Origin of the sequence: Sphingopyxis sp. USTB-05 (assembly GCF_023822045.1) — a bacterium.
Classification (GTDB): domain Bacteria; phylum Pseudomonadota; class Alphaproteobacteria; order Sphingomonadales; family Sphingomonadaceae; genus Sphingopyxis.
Genome location: NZ_CP084712.1, coordinates 819,799 through 839,501 on the forward strand (window position 1 = coordinate 819,799; position 19,703 = coordinate 839,501).

The 19,703-nt window shown below is 63.6% G+C and carries 18 protein-coding genes; 14 read left to right on the forward strand and 4 right to left on the reverse strand.

Annotated features, from left to right (window positions below):
- The first annotated feature begins 21 nt into the window (after positions 1-21).
- The 6 genes from KEC45_RS03525 to KEC45_RS03550 all read left to right on the forward strand — a co-directional run bounded on the left by KEC45_RS03525 (position 22) and on the right by KEC45_RS03550 (position 7,464).
- Complete coding sequence (locus tag KEC45_RS03525) at positions 22-939, forward strand: hypothetical protein (RefSeq protein ID WP_252171492.1); 918 nt, start codon at positions 22-24, stop codon at positions 937-939.
- Between the two features lie 16 nt (positions 940-955).
- Positions 956-1,639 (forward strand): fumarylacetoacetate hydrolase family protein, encoded by a 684-nt coding sequence (locus tag KEC45_RS03530; protein ID WP_062183057.1) that lies wholly within the window; start codon positions 956-958, stop codon positions 1,637-1,639.
- A gap of 112 nt (positions 1,640-1,751) precedes the next feature.
- Positions 1,752-3,380, forward strand: coding sequence for a thiamine pyrophosphate-binding protein (locus KEC45_RS03535; protein WP_062183055.1), 1,629 nt, complete (start codon positions 1,752-1,754; stop codon positions 3,378-3,380).
- Positions 3,377-4,819, forward strand: coding sequence for an aldehyde dehydrogenase family protein (locus KEC45_RS03540; protein ID WP_252171493.1), 1,443 nt, complete (start codon positions 3,377-3,379; stop codon positions 4,817-4,819). Before KEC45_RS03535 ends, KEC45_RS03540 begins: the two co-directional genes overlap by 4 nt.
- Positions 4,809-6,062 carry a kynureninase gene (kynU, locus tag KEC45_RS03545; RefSeq protein ID WP_062183053.1) on the forward strand — a complete coding sequence of 418 codons (1,254 nt, stop codon included), beginning with the start codon at positions 4,809-4,811 and terminating at the stop codon, positions 6,060-6,062. The genes KEC45_RS03540 and kynU overlap by 11 nt, the downstream gene beginning before the upstream one ends.
- 19 nt (positions 6,063-6,081) lie before the next feature.
- The gene (locus KEC45_RS03550; protein ID WP_062183050.1) at positions 6,082-7,464 is read left to right on the forward strand and encodes an amino acid permease; all 1,383 of its coding nucleotides are present in this window, start codon (positions 6,082-6,084) and stop codon (positions 7,462-7,464) included.
- Here the strand turns inward: KEC45_RS03550 and KEC45_RS03555 are convergent.
- Entirely contained in the window at positions 7,416-8,408 is a 993-nt protein-coding gene (locus KEC45_RS03555; RefSeq protein WP_062183047.1) for a LysR family transcriptional regulator, read from the reverse strand. The genes KEC45_RS03550 and KEC45_RS03555 overlap by 49 nt on opposite strands.
- Before the next feature lie 161 nt (positions 8,409-8,569).
- Here KEC45_RS03555 and KEC45_RS03560 point away from each other — a divergent pair, with 161 nt between their 5' ends.
- Positions 8,570-9,586, forward strand: a complete 1,017-nt coding sequence (locus KEC45_RS03560) for an amidohydrolase family protein (protein WP_062183046.1) — start codon at positions 8,570-8,572, stop codon at positions 9,584-9,586.
- Between the two features lie 418 nt (positions 9,587-10,004).
- Here KEC45_RS03560 and KEC45_RS03565 read toward each other — a convergent pair whose 3' ends face one another.
- The 3 genes from KEC45_RS03565 to KEC45_RS03575 all read right to left on the reverse strand — a co-directional run bounded on the left by KEC45_RS03565 (position 10,005) and on the right by KEC45_RS03575 (position 12,602).
- On the reverse strand, positions 10,005-10,577 hold the full coding sequence (locus KEC45_RS03565; protein ID WP_062183043.1) for a hypothetical protein: 573 nt from the start codon (positions 10,575-10,577) through the stop codon (positions 10,005-10,007).
- A gap of 85 nt (positions 10,578-10,662) precedes the next feature.
- The gene (rpoH, locus tag KEC45_RS03570; protein WP_062183040.1) at positions 10,663-11,565 is read right to left on the reverse strand and encodes an RNA polymerase sigma factor RpoH; all 903 of its coding nucleotides are present in this window, start codon (positions 11,563-11,565) and stop codon (positions 10,663-10,665) included.
- An 80-nt stretch (positions 11,566-11,645) separates the two neighbouring features.
- Positions 11,646-12,602: an RluA family pseudouridine synthase gene (locus KEC45_RS03575; RefSeq protein WP_062183037.1), complete on the reverse strand. Its 957-nt coding sequence runs from the start codon at positions 12,600-12,602 to the stop codon at positions 11,646-11,648.
- Positions 12,603-12,801: 199 nt separating this feature from the next.
- On the opposite strand from KEC45_RS03575, the gene KEC45_RS03580 reads away from it, so the two are divergent.
- The 7 genes from KEC45_RS03580 to KEC45_RS03610 all read left to right on the forward strand — a co-directional run bounded on the left by KEC45_RS03580 (position 12,802) and on the right by KEC45_RS03610 (position 19,538).
- A complete protein-coding gene (locus tag KEC45_RS03580; protein ID WP_062183034.1) occupies positions 12,802-13,446 on the forward strand; it encodes a histidine phosphotransferase family protein in 645 nt (214 codons plus the stop codon).
- A 24-nt stretch (positions 13,447-13,470) separates the two neighbouring features.
- Entirely contained in the window at positions 13,471-15,903 is a 2,433-nt protein-coding gene (locus tag KEC45_RS03585) for a chemotaxis protein CheA (protein WP_252171494.1), read from the forward strand.
- Positions 15,900-16,337, forward strand: a complete 438-nt coding sequence (locus KEC45_RS03590) for a chemotaxis protein CheW (protein ID WP_062183032.1) — start codon at positions 15,900-15,902, stop codon at positions 16,335-16,337. Before KEC45_RS03585 ends, KEC45_RS03590 begins: the two co-directional genes overlap by 4 nt.
- Before the next feature lie 76 nt (positions 16,338-16,413).
- A complete protein-coding gene (locus KEC45_RS03595) occupies positions 16,414-16,788 on the forward strand; it encodes a response regulator (RefSeq protein ID WP_062183028.1) in 375 nt (124 codons plus the stop codon).
- Between the two features lie 71 nt (positions 16,789-16,859).
- Entirely contained in the window at positions 16,860-17,900 is a 1,041-nt protein-coding gene (locus tag KEC45_RS03600; protein ID WP_238586733.1) for a chemotaxis protein CheB, read from the forward strand.
- The gene (locus KEC45_RS03605) at positions 17,897-18,769 is read left to right on the forward strand and encodes a protein-glutamate O-methyltransferase CheR (protein ID WP_062183022.1); all 873 of its coding nucleotides are present in this window, start codon (positions 17,897-17,899) and stop codon (positions 18,767-18,769) included. The genes KEC45_RS03600 and KEC45_RS03605 overlap by 4 nt, the downstream gene beginning before the upstream one ends.
- Before the next feature lie 67 nt (positions 18,770-18,836).
- Positions 18,837-19,538, forward strand: a complete 702-nt coding sequence (locus KEC45_RS03610; RefSeq protein WP_062183019.1) for an N-acetylmuramoyl-L-alanine amidase — start codon at positions 18,837-18,839, stop codon at positions 19,536-19,538.
- Positions 19,539-19,703 lie beyond the last annotated feature (165 nt).

Here is a 19,703-nt window from a genome sequence, read left to right on the forward strand (position 1 = left end):
TTATAGCTGGAGGATAGATTTATGCGCGCATGGAATATGGCGCTGGCGGGAGCATTGCTCCTTGCCGGATGCTCGAATTCGCCCGCCGAAAAGGCGGCGCAAAAACCCCCCGAACCCGCGGGCGACAATATCCTGCACATCAGTTGGGGCGGGATTGCAGAGGCCGATGCGGGCGAGGCGAAGCGGCATTGGTCGACCTGGGCGATCAACCTTGTCGACGGCGGCGCAGCTTATGGCTGGCTTTCGGACAAGGGCGCCACGCTGCCGCACGCGCTGAACTTCGAGCTCGCGGGCAATGGCAAGGTTACGGCGGTCGCGCTCGACAACCGTTTCGAACCCGTCGTGCGCGAGGATGGGTCGATGTCGCAGACCGCCGAAGGATCGCCGGTGCGGCGTTTCGCACTGCTCGGTTCGACCAAGGGACCCGAGGGGCCGTTCGAAACGCTCGTCGAGGGCGAGGCGAAGGCCGACGCGCAGACGGTGGTAAAGCTGCCCAAGGAAGCTTCGGCCCGCTGGCTGCGGCTGCGCATCGACAGCAATTGGGCGGGCAGCGGGCAGACGCGCCTGTCGGACCTCGCGGTCCTCGGCACGCTCGATCAGCGCGGCGCGGCGGCGGTCACCGATGCGAGCGGCATCTACGCCCATGAATATGGTCCAATTGCGCTGCGGCAGCAGGGCAGCGAGATTTTCGGTTGCTACAACGACGGGCTCGGCACGCTGCGCGGGACGGTCTTTGGCCGCATCATGCGCTTGGCCTGGTTCTCGAAAGAAGAAGGCAGCATCGGCGCGGCAACGCTGGTCGCGGCGAACGGCAAGCTCTATGGCTTTTGGTATCGCCCCGAAGACAAGATGGGGAGCCCGTGGAATGCGGTGAGGGAAGGCGGCCTTGACGGCACCGACCTCAGCAAATGCCGCGCGGCGCTCTATCCGCCAGCCTGACGCCAAGGATTCAGTGATGAGCCCCAAATTTTCCGTTGCCGCGCCGACCGTGGAGATCGCGGGGAGCGATGATCGCTTCCCCGTTCGCCGTATCTTCTGCGTGGGACGGAATTATGCCGAGCATGCGCGAGAGATGGGCGGCGCACCCGACCGTGAACCGCCCTTTTTCTTTGCCAAGCCCGCCGATGCGGTCATCGGCGCGGCGGCTGAAATTGCCATGCCGCCGCGTACCGCCAACCTTAATCACGAGATCGAGCTTGTCGTCGCGCTCGGCAGCGGCGGCCGCGACATCGCACAGGATGCCGCGATCGAGACAGTGTTCGGCTATGCCGTCGGCAACGACTTGACGCGCCGCGACCTGCAGGCCGAGGCAAAGGGTGCGGGGCGGCCATGGGATATGGCAAAGGGCTTCGACCATAGCGCGGTCATCTCTCCGATCCGCCCCGCCGACGCGATCGGCCATCCCGCAAACGCGCGCATCTGGCTGTCGGTCAACGGTGTCTTGCAGCAAGAGGGCGACATTGCCGACATGATCTGGCCCGTGGCCGACATCATCGCCGAACTGTCGACCTATGTCGAACTCAAGGCCGGCGACCTCATCTACACCGGGACGCCGGCGGGCGTCGGCCGGATCGTTCGGGGCGACCTGGTCGAGGGCGGCGTCGAGGGCGTCGGGACGATCGCAAACCGTTTCGTCTGATCGATTCCTATAACTCTTAGAGTATATCAGGGCAGTCATTCGGTATTATTTGTTTATGGCGCGCGCGCTTAGGCCGGTGGCCAGAGGACGGCTCTCGCATGAAGGATCGCGCATGAAATCGACCAATGTTGCCCGCAATGTCGTGGGGGCGCTCCGCGACATGGGCGTGCGTCACATCTTCGGCGTCCCCAGCGGCGGCTGGGTCGACTATATGGAGGCGATCCGCACCACCGACGGCATCGACTTCGTGCTCGCGAGCCACGAGGGCGGGGCGGGTTTCATGGCCGATATCTGCGGGCGGCTGACCGGTGCCCCGGGCGTGTGCTTCGGCACCTTCGGCCCCGGCGCTACCAACCTTGCGACCGGGGTCGGTGGTGCGACGCTCGACCGTTCGCCGATGATTGCGCTGACCGACGAAATGCCCGCATCATTGCGCGGCCGCACGGTGCAGATGGCAATCGATCACCAGGCCCTGTTTGCGCCGCTCACCAAGGCGACGATGCGGATCGAGGCCGATAGTGTGGTCGCGACACTTGCCGACGCGGCGCGTATCGCGCTGTCGGGGCGACCCGGCGCCGTGCATGTCGGGCTGCCGCAGGGGATGAGCGCGGTGGCAGTCGAGCAGGCGACCGTAGGCTCAATTGTCACGGATCCTGTACCCGCTCCGGCTGCGTCCGATGTCGACGCCCTTGTCGCGGCCTTCGCGGCCGCCGAAAAGCCGGTGCTCGCGATTGGCCTCGGGGCCGTCCATGCTGGGGTGCAGGACCGCATCGTTGCGCTCGCGGAGCGCTTCGGTTTGCCGGTGCTGCTGACCCCGATGGCGAAGGGTATGGTGGCCGAGGATCATCCCAACTATGCTGGTGTCCTGTTCCACGCGCTGTCCGACATGGTCGGCAAGACGCATGCCGAGGCCGATTTGGTCGTCGCGGTCGGCTATGACCCGATCGAGTTCAATTACGAAAGCTGGATGAAGGACGGGCTCACGCTTGCGAGCATCGACGTCGCGCCTGCCGACATCGATCGCGACAAGCATCCAGTTGCCGCCGACGTCGTCGGCGCGATTGCGCCCGCGCTCGATGCGCTGCTCGCGCTGCCCGCGGCGGCCAAGCGCTGGGACCTCGAAGCTCTTGCCGAGCGCAAGGCCGCCATGTTCGCGAAACTTGCCGGACGCGACGGGCCTTTCGGGCCCTGTGCGGCGCTCGACGTACTGCGCGACGTACTGCCCGACGACGGCATCATGACGTGCGATGTCGGCGCGCATACGCACCTCATCGGCCAGCATTGGCGGACGCCGAAGCCGGGCACGCAGATCATGACCAACGGTTGGTCTGCAATGGGCTTCGGCCTTCCTGCCGCAATCGCCGCGAAACTCTGTCGCCCCGATACGCCCGTGTGCTGCGTGCTGGGCGACGGTGGCTTCCTGATGACGGTCGGCGAGCTAGCGACCGCAGTGCGCGAGAAATTGCCTATCGTGATCGTCGTCTTCACCGACAACGACCTCGCACTGATCCGCATAAAGCAGGAAAGAAAGCAGAACCCGATCTATGGCACGCCAGTGCGCGCCGAAGGGACGATCGGCGGGCCGTCGCTGTTCGGCGTGCCGGTGACGGTCGCGCGCGATCCGGCCGAGTTCCGCGCCGCGCTCGAAGCAGGCTTTGCGGCGGGCGGCCCGGTCATCGTCGAGGCCCTGCTCGACAGCCGCGAATATGACGAGTTGGTGCTGCGCAAGGACAAGCCATGATGCATTCCGCTTTGGGGGCGGGCCGGTCGTTGTTGATCGGCGGCCGCTGGGAAGCGGCGGACGATATGATGCCGGTGACCAACCCCTGGTCGGGCGAGGCGCTCGGTGCGGTTGCCTGCGCCGACGCAGGCCACGTCGAACGCGCGGTGGCGAGCGCGCTGCGCGGTGCGGCGGCGATGCGCTTGCTGTCGACCGGCGAACGATCGCGCATTCTTCATGCCGCCGCGGCGGCACTCGAAGCCGATAACGAGCGCTTTGCCGCCGCGATCACCACAGAGACCGGCAAGCCGATCCGTGCCGCACGGCGCGAGGTTGCACGCGCGGTCAACACGCTGCGCCTTTCGGCCGAAGAAGCGGTGCGGCTCGCGGGCGAGACGATCGCCTTCGACAGTTTTCCGGGCGGCGAGGCGCGTTCGGGATATTATGTCTATGAACCTGTCGGCGTGATCGCCGCGATCACGCCGTTCAACGACCCGCTCAACCTCGTCTGCCACAAGCTCGGCCCCGCTTTCGCCGCAGGCAATTCGGTGGTGCTGAAGCCCGCCGAGCAGGCGCCGCTCGTCGCGATCATGCTCGCGCGGCTGCTGCTGGCGGCAGGGCTGCCGGAGGAGGCACTTTGCCTGCTGACCGGGCGCGGTAGCGATTTTGGTGATGCGCTGACGGGGCATGCCGACGTCGCGATGGTCAGTTTTACCGGCGGCGCGCACGTCGGCGAGGCGATCTGCCGCGCGGCGGGGATTAAACGGCTGGCGATGGAACTGGGCGGCAACGGCCCCGTGATCGTGATGGATGATGCCAATATCGAAAAGGCGGCCTCGGCATGCGTCGCCGGCGCCTTTGGCGCGGCGGGGCAGAATTGCATCGGGGTTCAGCGCATCTATGTCCACGATACCGTTTTCAACGCGTTTCAGGCTGCGCTCCTGGCGGCGCTTAAGGCGCTGCGCGTTGGCGATCCGATGGACGGCGAAACCGACGTCGGCCCAATGATCGGCGCTACCGAGGCCGAGCGCATGATCGCCTGGACGGTCGAGGCGGTATCGCGCGGCGCGACGCTGCTCGCGGGCGGCGAGCGCGCGGGGACGCTCGTGCGGCCGACATTGCTCGCGAATGTCCCGGACGATGCAAGCATTGCCTGCCATGAGGCATTCGGGCCGGTCGTCAGCCTGTTCCGTTTTACCGACCTCGATGCGGCGATCGACGCGGCCAATCGCGCCGACTACGCGATCCATGCCGCGCTGTTCTCCGAATCGCTCCGCACGGTCCGCTACGCGGCGGCCCGCCTGCGCGCCGCTGGGGTGATGATCAACGACTCGACCGACTATCGCCTCGACGCCATGCCGTTCGGCGGCGCGGGCCGGGGCAATATGGGCCGCGAGGGCGTGCGCTATGCCGCGCGCGAAATGTCGCAGACAAAGGTAATATGTTTCCATGACGCTTGAAGCCGCCAACCTCGACCGTGCCGCCTGCGAGGCGATGGATGTCGCCGACCCGCTCGCGCTGTTGCGCGCGCATTTCCATCTGCCTGACGGGATGATCTATCTCGACGGCAATTCGCTTGGTGCGATGCCGAAAGGGGCGAGCGAGCGTGCTCATGATGTGGTGACGCGCGAATGGGGCGCCGACCTCATCAAGAGCTGGAACAGCGCGGGCTGGTTCGATCTGCCGGTGCGGCTTGGCGACAAGCTCGCACCGCTTATCGGCGCCGCGCCAGGCGAGGTCGTGATCTGCGATTCGACGAGTCAGAACCTGTTCAAAGTGCTTTCGGCGGCGGTCGCGCTGCGCCCTGATCGCAGTGTGCTGATCCTCGAAGGCAGCAATTTTCCGACGAACAATTATATCGCGCAAGGCGTTGCGGCGGCGACCGGCGGACGGGTCAAGGTCCGGCTCTGCGAGAAGGACGAGATCGCGGGTGCGATCGACGAAGACACGATTGCGGTCGCGATCACCCATGTCCATTACAAGACCGGTCATATCCACGACATGGCGGCAATCACTGCGCGTGCACATGATGCGGGCGCGCTTGCAATCTGGGACCTGTGTCACAGCGCGGGGGCGATGCCGGTCGACCTGAATGGCGCGGGCGCGGATTTTGCGGTCGGCTGCACCTATAAATATCTGAACGGTGGCCCAGGCTCGCCTGCCTTCCTGTTCGCGGCCAAACGCCATCAAGGGCAGGGCTTGCAACCTGTCACCGGTTGGTGGGGTCACGCTGCGCCCTTCGCTTTCGAGCCCGACTATCGTCCGCAGCACGACATTCGCCAGTTCCTCATCGGAACCCAGCCGATCCTGTCTATGGCGCTCGTCGAGGTCGGGCTCGACATCCATCGCGCGGCTGACATGGAGGCGGTCCGTGCCAAGTCGATGGCGCTTACGGACCTCTTCATTCGCTTGGTCGAGGCGCGCTGCGACCGGCACGGTTTCACGCTCGCCTCGCCGCGCGACGCGGCGGCGCGCGGCAGTCAGGTGTCGTTCGCGCATGCCGAGGGCTATCCGATCATGCGTGCGCTGATCGCGGCAGGGGTGATCGGCGATTTTCGCGCGCCCGACACGGTGCGCTTCGGCTTCACGCCGCTCTATGTCGGCTATGCCGACGTGTGGGATGCGGTCGACCGGCTCGTCCACATCATGGACGGTGACATCTGGAGACAGCCTGAATATCAGGCGCGCGAAGCTGTCACCTGACGGACGGCAAGGGGGATTCATGGACGAACAGGCCTATATCGACCGCGAAGCGGGGCTCGAACGCGGGCTGACCAAGGCGCAGATCATCATGATCGGTCTGGGCGGCGCGATCGGCACCGGCCTCTTCATGGGGTCGGGCATCGCGATCGGCTATGCTGGCCCCGGCGTGCTCGTCAGCTATTTGATCGCAGCGCTGATTGCCGTGATCATGGTGTTCAGCCTCTCCGAAATGGCGGTCGTCCATCCGACCGCGGGTTCGTTCGGTACTTATGCCGAAATCTATCTCGGCCCGCTGATGGGTTTTGTCGTCCGCTACACCTATTGGATCCAGCAGATGCTGTTGATCGGCAGCGAAGCGGTCGCGGTCGGCATCTATATGAGCTGGTGGTTCCCCGACATGCCGGTGTGGATGTGGGCACTCGGCAGTGCGGTGACTGTCGTCTGGGTGAACACGCGGGCGGTCCATAATTTTGGCTCGGTCGAATATTGGCTGACCGTGATCAAGGTCTCTGCGATCGTCGCCTTCATCGTTGTCGGTTTGAGCCGTATCTTCGGCATCGTCGGCGATCCCGTCGGGCTCCACAATGTGACGGGGCTTCCCGGCGGTTTCCTGCCGAACGGCTTCTCGGGCGTATGGCTGGCGGTGCTGATGGCGCTCTTTTCATTCATGGGGCTGGAGTTCGTCGTCGGCACGGCAAGCGAAGCCAAGGATCCGAAGACCGCGATCCCGGCGGCGCTGCGCACGATGGCGGGGCGCTTGTTCCTTTTCTACATTCTCGCGCTCTTCATCATCGTCGCCTTCCTGCCATGGACCGAGTCCGGCGCGAAGGTGGTCACCGAAAGCCCGTTCGTGAAGATGTTTGCGAGCGCAGGCATCCCCTACGCGGCGGGAATTATGAACTTCGTCGTCGCCTCGGCGGCGCTGTCGGCGATGAACACCAGCATCTATTTGGGCTCGCGCATGCTCTTCTCGCTTGCGCGCGGTGGCTATGCGCCGAAGAAGCTCGGCGAGCTCAACGCGCAGCATGTGCCGATGCGGGCCACGATCGTTACCGGTATCGGCATTCTGGCCGCCGCCTCGCTGTCGATCCTGACGCCGCTCGCTTATAACTATCTCTTCGGCATCGTGCTGTTCGGCGGGCTCCTCGTGTGGAGCGCGATCCTCGTCAGCCATCTGCGCTTCCGCCGCAAACATCGGTCGGCCGACCTCCCGGTGCGGATGCCCTTCTTTCCTTATGCGCAGATATTGGGGCTCGTTCTACTTGGAGCGATCACGGTGACGATGGCGATCGACGCCGACTGGCAGGTCGCAGTCTTCGCGGGCGGGCCGTGGCTGGTTGCGATCGTGGCTGCCTATTTCGTCTGGCGTCGCGTGTCCCGCGGTTCGGCCAGCGCTTCCTGATCCTGTCCCAGTTCGCCGCGGATTTCCGCGGCGACCTCATGGACGACGCTCATGAAATAGGCGGCGGCCGCCGACAGCTCCACATTCGCGTGCGTCGTCGCGCCGATGCGCGAACCCGCGCCTTCGAGCGTCACCGGCAGCGCGACGAGCCCCGCCTGGCTGAGGCCCACCTGATGCGGCATCGCGGCGAGCATGTCGGTGCTTACCAGCAGCGCATGGTTGGTGAGGATCGACACCGACTCGATCACGTCGAGCGGCGGCTCCAGATTTTCGTGGCGAAAGGCCTGGTCGATCTGTCGGCGGAGCGAGGTTTGCGTCGGTGGCATCACCCACGCTTGTTCGACCAGGTCGGCGAGAGTGAGTGAACCTCGTTCGGTCAGCGGATGCCCTTCGCGCACCATGATCGATACCGTGTCGAGATAGAGCACATCCTGCTTCAACCCTTCGCGCTCGCGATATTCGGGCAGGCGGCCGAGCACGACGTCGATGTCCCCGGTGCGGAGCCCCGGCATCAGCCGGTCGATCGTCCCCTCGGCGACCGTCACCGCGATCCCCGGGCGCCGTTCGCGCAGCCGGGCGAGCGCACGCGGTAACAGCGATGTCGACGCCGCAAGCAGCGTGCCGACATGGACGCGCCCCGACAGGCCTTCCTCGAGCGACTGCAACTCCTCGCCCGCATGGCGAAGCTGCGCGAGGATCAGCTTGGCGTGTTTGATCATCACCGTTCCGAAATCGGTCGGCGTCACTCCGCGCGACGAGCGTTCGAAAAGCTGGACGCCCAGCGCGTCTTCGAGCTCCTTGATGCTCTTCGTCGCGGCGGGCTGGGCGATATTCAGCGCCTGCGAGCCCTTTAGCACCGTGCCTTCGTCGGCGATCGCCGTGAGGAGGCGAAGCTGGCGCAGCTTCAGCCGGCTGAGAAGGAAATTCTCGTGAAACTTAGGCATGCTGATCCTCCGCCCCGATTTTTGGAGGTTATAGCCATTTTGTAATAGCTAGGGCAAGTCTCGGGATTATTGTTGATAGCTGACGCTCGTTACTCAACCTCATGGCCCGCACGCATTGGCGACCGGCGGGCGCGTGACGAGACAGGGGTGCGGCGAAAATCATGACTGACAATGGCGCGAAACAGGTGGCCGTGATCGACATGCACAGCCATTTCTTCCCTGCGATGGATGATGCCTATCGCATGCGCGCAGAGGCGGAGGGGCTACCTTGGCTGCGCGATGCCGGCGGCGGTAGAGGGTTCATCATGCAGGGCGCGAAGGAATTTCGCCCCGTCGACGATATTCTCTGGGACCCCGCGCGGCGCGTGGAGGCGCTCGACGAGCAGGGGATCGACCTGCAGATCATCTGCGCGACGCCGATCATGTTCGGCTACAGCCGTCCGGCGGAGCAGGCGCTTGAATGCGCGCAGCGCTTCAACGACGCGGCGCTCGAATTTTGCGGGCATGCACCCGAGCGGATGAAGGCGCTCGCGCAGGTGCCGCTGCAGGATATCGACCTGTCGTGTCGCGAGGTCAGCCGTGCGATGGAAAGCGGCCATTTGGGCGTCCAGATCGGCAATCACATGGGGCTGCGCAATCTCGACGACGAAGGAATATTGACCTTCCTCACCCACTGCGCCGAGGTTGGTGCGGCGGTGCTGGTCCACCCGTGGGACATGATGGCGCGCGAGCGCATGCCCAAATATATGCTTCCCTGGCTCGTTGCGATGCCGGCGGAGACGCAGCTTTCGATCCTCTCGCTGATCCTGTCGGGGGCGTTCGACCGTCTGCCGAAAAATTTGCGCATCTGTTTCGGTCATGGAGGGGGCAGCTTTGCGTTTCTGCTCGGCCGCGTCGAGAATGCATGGAAATATCGCGACATCGTTCGTGTCGACTGCCCCAATCCGCCGTCGACCTACGTCGATCGCTTCTTCGTCGATTCTGCGGTGTTCGATCCGCGTGCGCTGACCCTGCTGATCGACGTGATGGGCGAGGATCGCATCCTGCTCGGTTCGGATCATCCCTTTCCGCTCGGCGAGCAGGACATCGGCGCGTTGGTGCGCGAGCATGACGGGCTGTCGGGCGCGCAGAAGGCGAAAATCCTCAGCGGCAATTCGCGAACCTTCCTGAATTTGTAGCTGTCGCCGATGTCGGTTTGGGGGTGGTGAGCGGACGTTGCCCTCTTTGGACATCGCCCGGCTAGATATTCCAAAGTTCAGTAAAGTTCAGCCCTATGAGCGCCCCGATTTGCCCGTCGCGGCGTGTTGGATGTGCGCGGCACGTCCGATCGTGGTCGTACCCGCAAGCCAGGCAGCGACCAGCTTTTTGTTCACCGAATGAAAGAGCCGGATGAAGGCTGGCACGGCCGAATAATGTAGGAAAGACCTAATTGAAGGCGATGTTTGTTTTGGGGTGGGGAGCGGACATCCCGTCATCCCGGGCTTGACCCGGGATCCCGCTTTTTGACGCACTTACTGGCTTCGACCTCAAGCGGGACCCCGGGTCAAGCCCGGGGTGACGAGGAGAGAATCTGTCTGCAATCAGTCGCTTCCAACCTCAGCCCTGCGGCAACTCGTCATCCGTCTTGTCCTTCGCTGCGCCGGTCGCATCGGCAGCCAGCGAACGCATCTTCGCTTCGGCGGCGGCTTCCTTGCCGCTTAACACCAGCCACGCCATCACCGCCGCCGCGATCAGCGACAGCAGCGCCAGCCAATATCCGATTTCCCAATCGACCTGGATCATCGCGAGCGCGGCCTGATCCATGCCGCCATTCTGGCTATTTTTGGCGGCCTCGGCGAGGATCGCATCCTTGCTGTATCGATATGTGCCGATGAAGATCAGCGCCAGCGCGGCAATCGACGTGCCGAGAACCAGCTTTGCGGCTTCACGCCCTTTCAGGAAAAGCAGCGCCAGTCCGCCGGCAATCGCGAGCAGCGCCAAGATCAGCCAGATATTCAGCGAGGCACCGTCGCCTGCCTGCGCCGCTTGGCCCATCGCGGTAACGCGGCCAAAGGCGAGGCCGAAGCCGCTCGCTTCGACAAGTTTCTGGTTGGAACAGCTAACGGTCATCCACGGCAGCAAAAAAGCCAGCAGCGCGATGCCCTTGGGAACCCGGATCCATTTCCACATGATATTTCCCCCTTCGTCCAAGCCGGGGGAAGGCTAGTCCTTTGCGCCCGCGAGTCAAATCACGGACGCAAAGGCCAAGGGCGGATCAGGCGCCCACCAGTCGCCGGTCGCCCGCGAGCTTCAGCATCGCCTTTTGCAGCTTTTCGAACGCGCGGACTTCGATCTGGCGGACGCGTTCGCGGCTGACGTCATAGACCTGGCTCAGGTCTTCGAGCGTCTTGGGATCGTCGGTCAACCGGCGTTCGGTCAGGATATGGCGCTCGCGCTCGTTGAGCGTTTCCAGCGCTTCGCTCAGCAGCGAATGACGCACGTCACGCTCCTGCGCTTCGGCCACGCGCTCGTCCTGCAACGGGCCTTCGTCGCCCAGCAGGTCCTGCCATTGGCTGTCGCCATCCTCGCCCATCGGGACGTTCAGCGACGTGTCGCCGCCCATCGCCATGCGGCGGTTCATGCTGATGACCTCGTCCTCGGTGACGCCGAGATCGGTCGCGATCTTGGCGACATTTTCGGGCGACAAGTCGCCGTCCTCGAACGCCGCGAGGTTGTTCTTCATCCGGCGGAGGTTGAAGAACAGCTTCTTCTGGGCAGCCGTGGTGCCCATTTTGACAAGGCTCCACGAGCGCAGGATGAATTCCTGGATCGAGGCGCGAATCCACCACATCGCATAGGTCGCGAGGCGGAAGCCGCGTTCGGGGTCGAATTTCTTCACGCCCTGCATCAGGCCGATATTGCCTTCGCTGATCAGCTCGCTGACGGGCAGGCCATAGCCGCGATAGCCCATCGCGATCTTTGCGACGAGGCGAAGGTGCGAGGTGACGAGCTGCGCCGCAGCTTCATTGTCGCCATGCTCCTGGAATCGCTTCGCGAGCATATATTCCTGCTCGGGGGTGAGCAGCGGAAACTTGCGGATTTCGGCCAGATAGCGGTTCAGGCTCGCCTCACCGCCGAGTGCGGGCACTGTTGCCGGAACATTGCTTTTGTTAGCCATTGGTAGAAACTTCCCTTATTTTCAGAGGAGAAATATGCCGCGGTTGAGTCCGGCGGTCAAAATAGATTTTCATTCGAAACCTAAACGCGCAATTCATCGATCAGTTCCCGCATGTCGCCTGGGAGTTCGCTGTCGAGCGCGATGTCGTTACCGGTCACCGGATGAATAAAACCCAAATGGGCGGCGTGCAACGCCTGACGTACGAAATTCCGTGCCCGGAGTATATCAGACAAAGGTTTACGTGAGCGACCATAGACGGGGTCACCGACAAGCGGATGGCCGATGTGCGCCATATGGACTCGGACCTGGTGCGTGCGTCCGGTTTCGAGTCGGCATTCGACCAGCGTCGCGTTCTTCAGCGGCTCGATCGTCCGGTAATGGGTGATCGCATGCTTGCCGCGGCCTTCGGCGACAACGGCCATTTTCTTGCGGTTCGTGCTCGACCGGCCCAGCGCGGCATCGACGGTGCCGTTTGCGGGGATCGGGCGTCCGGTTGCGATCGCGAGATAGCGGCGGTCGATGCTGTGCGCGGCAAATTGTTTCGCCAGGCCTTCGTGCGCCTTGTCATGCTTTGCGGCGACGATCAGCCCGCTCGTATCCTTGTCGATACGGTGAACGATCCCGGGGCGCGCAACCCCGCCGATGCCCGATAGCTGGCCCGCACAATGATGGAGCAGCGCGTTCACCATCGTACCGTCAAGATTGCCCGCGGCCGGGTGGACGACCATGCCCGCCGGCTTGTCGACGACGATCAGATGTTCATCCTCATAAGCGATGACCAGATCCATATCCTGCGCGACATTATGTGCGGGCGTGGCGACGGGCAGGCGGACCTCGATCGTCGCGGGCGCGGCCGCCTTGGCCGACGGATCCCACAGAATATTGCCGCCGGCGTCGACGACGCGTCCGCCCTTGATCAGCGTCTTCACTCGTTCGCGCGATAGATTGGGGAGGGCTTCGGCAAGCGCGCGGTCGAGCCGCAGCCCGGCCGCACTGTCCTGCAGCGTCACACTCAGTATTTCGTCGTCCCCCAACATTGATCAGAATGTGGTTTCAGGGTGCCGAAATTCAAGGGGAGGGATGCCGCTGCAATCTTCGCATTATCATCATCCCGGCCTTCGCCGGGATGATGGGCGCTTGAGGAGGGTTATCGCGCTTGCTCTGGACGGGTTCGGTGCCGTAGGAGCGGCGCACGCCGGAAATATCCGGCTTCTGCGCTGGGGAGCCCGTTTGTCCATGTCCGACGATCGCGTCGATTTTGCCTCGATGCTGGCTTCGCGCCTGTGTCATGATCTGCTGAGCCCCGTCGGCGCTTTCGCCAACGGCCTCGAACTTCTCGCCGACGAGAAGGACCCGGCGATGCGCGAGCGTTGCTTCGAACTGCTCGAACAGAGCGCGCGGACGTCGGCGAACAAGCTCAAATTCTTTCGCCTGGCGTTCGGTTCGGCGGGCGGGTTCGGCGAACTTGTCCCGGCGGATGAGGCGAAGTCGGCGATCCATGGCATCATCGGCGACCGCGCGATCGAACTTAATTGGATGATCGGGACTGATCCGCTGCCCAAGCCGGCGGTGAAGATCATCCTCAACCTGTCGCTCCTCCTCGTCGATGCGCTGGTGCGCGGCGGCCGGCTCGATGTCGGCTGTGAAAAGCAAGGCGAAGGGATCGAAATCGCGCTTCACGTCGAGGCCGAGCGCATCTTCCTTGATGCCGATGTCGAACGCATCCTGGCCGAGGGTGAAGGCGCAAGCCCGATGACCTCGCGCACCGCGCCCGCGGTACTGGTCCAGGCGGTCGCACGGCAGAATGATGGGACGGTCATGCTGGCCCGCGAAACCCCGACATCCTTGCTGGTCGGGGCAGTTCTGCGCGGCCGCGGGTAAAGCCACTTTTAACCATTGTCGGCCATGGTGGAACCTCAGTTTTTGGGGCGCACCGGTACCGCGATGGACGATCTGCTGAATGACTTTCTTGCCGAAACGGCGGAAATCCTTGCCGAGGCTGGCGGGGCCATCGTTGCGTGGGAAGCGGATCCCGCCGACCGCGCGCAGCTCGACGCGATTTTCCGCTCGGTCCATACGATAAAGGGAAGCTCGGGTTTTCTGGCGCTGCCGCGAGTGACCGCACTGGCGCATGCTGCCGAAGACGCGCTCGATCAGGTGCGGCGCGGCAACCGGGTGGCGAATGCCGCGCTCGTCACCGGCGTGCTGGGCATCATCGATCGCCTGAGCGATCTTTGCACGGCACTGGGACAGAAGGGCGCCGAACCCACCGGCGACGACCGCGATGTGATCGGCGCGCTATCGGAGCATAAGACGTCCGACGATGCGCCGTTCGAGGTTGCCGGCGTGCCGCTCCGCCGCGAAGATGATTTCGGCGCCGAGATGCAAAGCTGGCGTTCGATCCGCGTGCCGCTCCCGCTGCTGGACAGCGTCATGACCGGCGTTACCGACATCGTGCTCGCTCGTAACGAATTTGCCCGGATGTTGCGGGAATCGGGTGCCGATCTGTCGGTCATCGCGTCGTTCGACCGCCTGTCCGATTCGATCGCCGGGATGCGTCAGTCGGTCAGCCAGATGCGTATGCAGCGGATCGACAAGCTGTTCGCCCCGCTGCCCCGCATTGTCCGCGACCTCGCGCAGGAGATGGGCAAGAAAATTGCGTTTCAGACGAGCGGCGGCGAAGTCGAGCTCGATCGCGAAATGATGGAAAATATCCGCGATCCGTTGATCCACATCGTCCGCAACGCGATCGACCATGGCGTCGAACCGCTCGAGGATCGGGTCGCGGCGGGCAAGGATATAACCGCGACGATATCGGTCTCGGCGCGCCAGTCGGGCAATCAGATCGAAATCGAGGTGCGCGACGACGGCCGCGGACTTTCGCCCGACACCATCACAGCAAAGGCCATCGCCTCAAGAATCCTAACCACCACCGAAGCCCGCGCTCTCGGGCCCAAAGAGAAGCTCGATTTGATCTTCCGGCCCGGCTTTTCGACCGCGGCGAAAGTCACATCGATATCGGGCCGCGGGGTCGGCATGGATATCGTGAAAGCGAATGTCGAACGGATCGGCGGCGTCGTTGAACTGCGCAACGATGAAGGGCGGGGGCTAACGATACTGCTCCGCGTGCCGATGACGCTGACGATCATATCTGGGCTGATGGTCCGCGCCGCAGGGCAGTATTTTGCGATTCCGCGCGGAGCCGTGCGAGAGATTCTACTCGAAAGCGGCGATACGGTGCGGATCGACCAGCTTGGCGGCGGCGAACTAGCGACCGTCCGCGGCGAACAGTTTCCGCTCCTCCGCCTCGAGAATATATTGGGCCGCGAGCGCGACGATTCCGACGACAGCGACGATCGCGCGTTGGTGATCGTCCGGCCGGGGCAGGGGCAAAGCTATGCGCTGAGCGTTGCGGCGATCCACGATCATGAAGAACTGGTGATCAAACCCGCGGCGCCGATGATTATGGCAACGGGCCTCTATGCAGGCACGACGCTGCCCGACAATGGCCGTCCCGTCCTGCTGCTCGATGTTCAAGGTTTGCTGGCCATCGCCGCGATCGACGCCAGCGAAGCCGGCCGCAGCCACGACCGGATGGCCGAGGCCGAAGCCGAGGCCGCGGCGGCGCGCAACGCTGTCCAACTGTTGCTGTTCCGCGATATGAACCACCGTGTCCGCGGGGTTCGCCTGTCTGTCATCGAACGGGTCGAGGAAGTTCCGGCATCGGCGCTGTTCGAAAGCGCCGGCCGGGTGCAGGCGCAGATCGGAGACGATATTTTCCCAGTCCACGCCGCGGTGCTGCCGGGCGGCGAGGGGACGCTGAAACTCCTGCGCCTTTACGACGGTCAGTCGGTGCTCTGTTATCCGATCGCCGAGGTGATCGACATCGTCCGTCTGCCCGATGTCGTGCAGCCGTCGGCGGCGCCGGGCCTGATCGCGGGTGTCGTGCTTGTCGGCGGAGATCCGGTCGAACTGATCGACCCCTTCTGGCTGATGGAACAATATGCCGCGGGCACGCCGGTATCGGCGTTGCGCCAACCGCTTTGCCGTCTTGCTGACGACCATGACGGTTGGGGCGACAATTTCCTTGCGCCGATCTTGCGAAGCGCCGGCTATCGCGTGATTTCGAGCGACGATACTTCGGGTGAGACGCCCGATGTGCTGCTGTATCTTACCGAGACCAGCGCGGCCGACAGCGATGCCGACAGCGAAGTGCCGGTGATCCGTCTGCGCACGTCGGTCGCGGCAACCGGACCCGACGACGAAACCGTCTATCGCTACGACCGTCAGGCTCTGCTCGATGCGCTGCAACGCCGTGTTGGAGGAGACGTCGCATGATGGAGAAACTCTATCTTATCGCGCGCATCGCCGACACGCGCGTCGCGCTTCGCAGTCGTGCGATCAATTCTGTCGTGACCGTCGGCACGCCGGTCGAAGTTCCGGCCGCGCCGCCGCATGTTGCGGGTCTCTTCGCGCTGCGCAGCCGGGTCTTCACCCTCATCGATCCGCATGTCGTGGTCGGCCTGCCTGCAGTGCCTGTGGTGCCGGGGCAGCGGGTGATCGTCGTCGATGTTGCCGAGCATGGCTATGCGCTGCTCGCCGACGAGATTGAGGACGTCTGTTTCATCGAGGCCCCCGAGACGCGCGTCGCCGGAAAACTGCTGCCCGGCTGGGCGCGCGTCGCCGATGCGATGATCGAGCATGACGGCGCTTCGCTGCTCGTTGTCGATCCATCGCATTTTATCACGCTACCGACCTTAAAGGCGGCGTGATTTCGACCGTTTATTAACGGGGTGCACACGCCTTCACGATAAACATGCCCAAATCCCGGGGGTCGGAGTTAATTGAATGTCGAAATCTTGTCTGGTGGTCGATGACAGCAAAGTCATTCGGAAGGTTGCTCGGCATATTCTTGAGAGCATGGCCTTTGCTGTGGACGAAGCGGCCGACGGGCAGGAGGCGCTGACCTTCTGTCGCGCCAACCGTCCCGACGTTATCCTGCTCGACTGGAATATGCCGGTGATGAGCGGAATGGAGTTTCTGGGGGCGTTCAACGACCTTGATTATGGTCATGAAGAGCGCCCGCGTGTCGTTTTCTGTACCACCGAAAACAGCATCGATCATATCCGCGCGGCGATCGAAGCCGGTGCGGACGAATATGTCATGAAGCCGTTCGACCGCGAAACGCTTGAAGGAAAGCTGCAGCTCGTCGGCATTGCTTGAGGTTTTTTTAGGTGGCCCGTCCACAACCCCTGATACCGGATCCCGAGCCAACGGCGCGGACCGTGCGCGTGATGCTCGTCGACGACAGCCTTGTCGTCCGCAGCATCCTTGAACGCATCGTCGATCAGCGGCCGGGACTCAAAATCTGCGCCTCGGTCGCCTCCGCGCACGACGCGCTCGAGTATCTGGCGCGCGAGCCTGTTGATGTCGTCGTGCTCGATATCGAAATGCCGGGGATGAACGGCATCGACGCCCTGCCGCACATATTGGAGCGCGCCGAAAAGGCCCGCGTTCTCATTCTTTCGTCGAATTGCGTTGAGGGCGGCCCGGCTGCGATCGATGCACTCGCGCTCGGTGCCAGCGATACGCTGGCCAAGCCGGGACGGGGCAGTTTTTCGGGGCGTTTCGCCGAAGTTCTGACCGAGAGGATCATGACACTCGGCCATCAGCGCGACTTCCCGGCGCCGGTTCCGATCACCGAGCGACCGGTGCCTTCGACGGCCGCACTTGCGATCGACACCGATCAGCCCATTGAATGTATCGCGGTCGCGGCATCGACGGGCGGTATTCCCGCCTTCGCCAATTTCCTTGCGAACCTCGACCCGCGGATCACCGCGCCGATCCTGCTGACGCAGCATCTGCCCGATGCCTTCATGGAATTTTACGCGAAGCAGATCGCGACGATGACAACGCGCCGCGTCCGGGTCGCCGCGGCAGGAATGACCGTCGAGCGGGATTGCATCTACCTTGCGCCCGGCGACGCACATCTGATCGTTGCCGCCAACGGCGGCAGGGTGGAAATCGCGCTCGATCGCCGCGCCATGGACAATGGCTGCTGCCCCTCGGCCGATCCGATGCTCGATTCGGTCGCTGACGTCTATGGCAAGGGCGGAGTGGCCGTTATCCTCAGCGGCATGGGACGCGACGGCGTGATCGGCGCGGCGCGGCTGAAGGACGCTGGCGGGACGATTTTCGCGCAGGCGCCCGAAAGCTGCGTGATCTGGGGGATGCCGGGGGCGGTTGCTAAAGCAGGCATTGCCGCCGCGACGCTCAACCCCGACGCGATTGCGCTGATGCTGGGCAGCTTCCTTCCCGGGCGCCGCAAGCCATGATGGGCGCGAGCGCCAGCGAGTCGGCGTATCGCGTCCTGATGGGGGTGCTGGAATCGCGCACCGGACAGACGCTGTCGCCGAACCGTATCTGGCGGATCGAAATGTCGCTGAAGCCGGTGATGCAGCGCCACGGTATCGCCGACCTCGACGCACTCGTCGCGGCGCTCGTCACGTCGAACAGCCGGCAATTGCTCGACGATACGGTCGATGCGATGCTGAACAACGAAACCTATTTTTATCGCGAATATAGTGTCTTCGATGAAATAGCTGCGACCGCGCTTGAGCAAATCCGCGAGATCAACAAGCTGCGCCGCCGGCTGACCATCTGGCATTGCGGCGTGTCGACGGGGCAGGAAGCCTATTCGATGGCGATGCTGATCGCCGAGCAGGGCGTGAAATGGGCGGGCTGGCAGGTCGATATCGTCGGCACCGACGTCAGCTATCACGCGATTTCGCGCGCGCGCGTCGGGCTCTATAGCCAGTTCGAGATCCAGCGTGGCCTTCCCGTGCAGCGCATGGTGCGCTGGTTCGACCAGACCGAAGGCGGCTGGCTCGCCAAGGCAGACCTGCGCCGCCGGATCGATTTTTCGGTACAGAATATGCTCACCGACCGGCCTCCGTTGGCGAGCCCGGCCGACCTCATCTTCTGTCGCAACCTGCTGCTCTATTTTTCGGCGCCGATGCGGCAGAAAGCCTTTGCACGGCTCCGTGCGATGGCGGCGCCGCAGAGCTTCCTCGTCCTCGGCGCGGGGGAAACCGTGCTTGGGCAGACCGACCAATTCGTCGCGAGCCCGCGCTTGCGTGGTCTTTACGAGCCCGCCGACCAGCAGGTGCGTCGCCCCCCGATCTCATCCTCATTGGCCGCCTGACCTTGCTTTTTGCGCGCCACTGGCGCAATCGACGGATTGGCAAGCACAGGACGGGTCCCCGGAGCGCATGAGCGATTTTATCGAACGCTGGTCTCCCAATTTCGACGAACGCGCGCTGCCTGTCTCGATGATCGTGCTCCATTATACCGGTATGAAGAGTGGTGCCGAAGCCCTTGATTGGCTTGCCAATCCCGAGGCAAAAGTGTCGGCACATTATGTCGTGGCGGAAGACGGCCAGATCACGCACATGGTCCCCGAGGACAAGCGCGCCTGGCACGCGGGCAAGTCTCATTGGCGTGGGGTCAGCGACATCAATTCGGCGAGCGTCGGGATCGAGATCGTCAATCCGGGCCACGAGTGGGGTTATGTGCCCTTTCCCGATGCGCAGGTCGCCTCGGTCGTGCGGCTGGTGCATCTGATCAAGGACCGTCACGCGATCACGCGCGGCAATGTGGTCGGACATTCGGATATCGCGCCGACGCGCAAGCAAGACCCGGGCGAACTGTTCCCGTGGGAAGAGCTTGCGCGCCGCCGCCTCGCGCTGCCGCGTCCGACCAAGAAGCTCACCGATCCCTTGTGGACCGATGCGGGCTTCCTGCTCGCGCTCGAACGCTTCGGCTATGACGTAACCGATGGATTCGCGGCGACCGTCGCTTTTCAGCGCCGTTTCCGGCCAGAACTGATCGACGGCACCATCGACGGCGAATGCCGCGCGATCCTGCTTGCGCTGCTGTTGCCGCAACCTGAAGGTGAATCCCAGAAACCCTAAGGGAAAAGCCGGAAAGCCATGCGCCCTTTGCATCTGGCTGTCTTAAAGCTGTTGCAAATAGGTCACAAAACAGAACGAAAATCGGCTGCCGGGCCAAAATCCCTTTACGGACTCACGTCAAAGGACCATCGCCGCGACCGGGAGGGCGACGCTTAGGTTGAAACC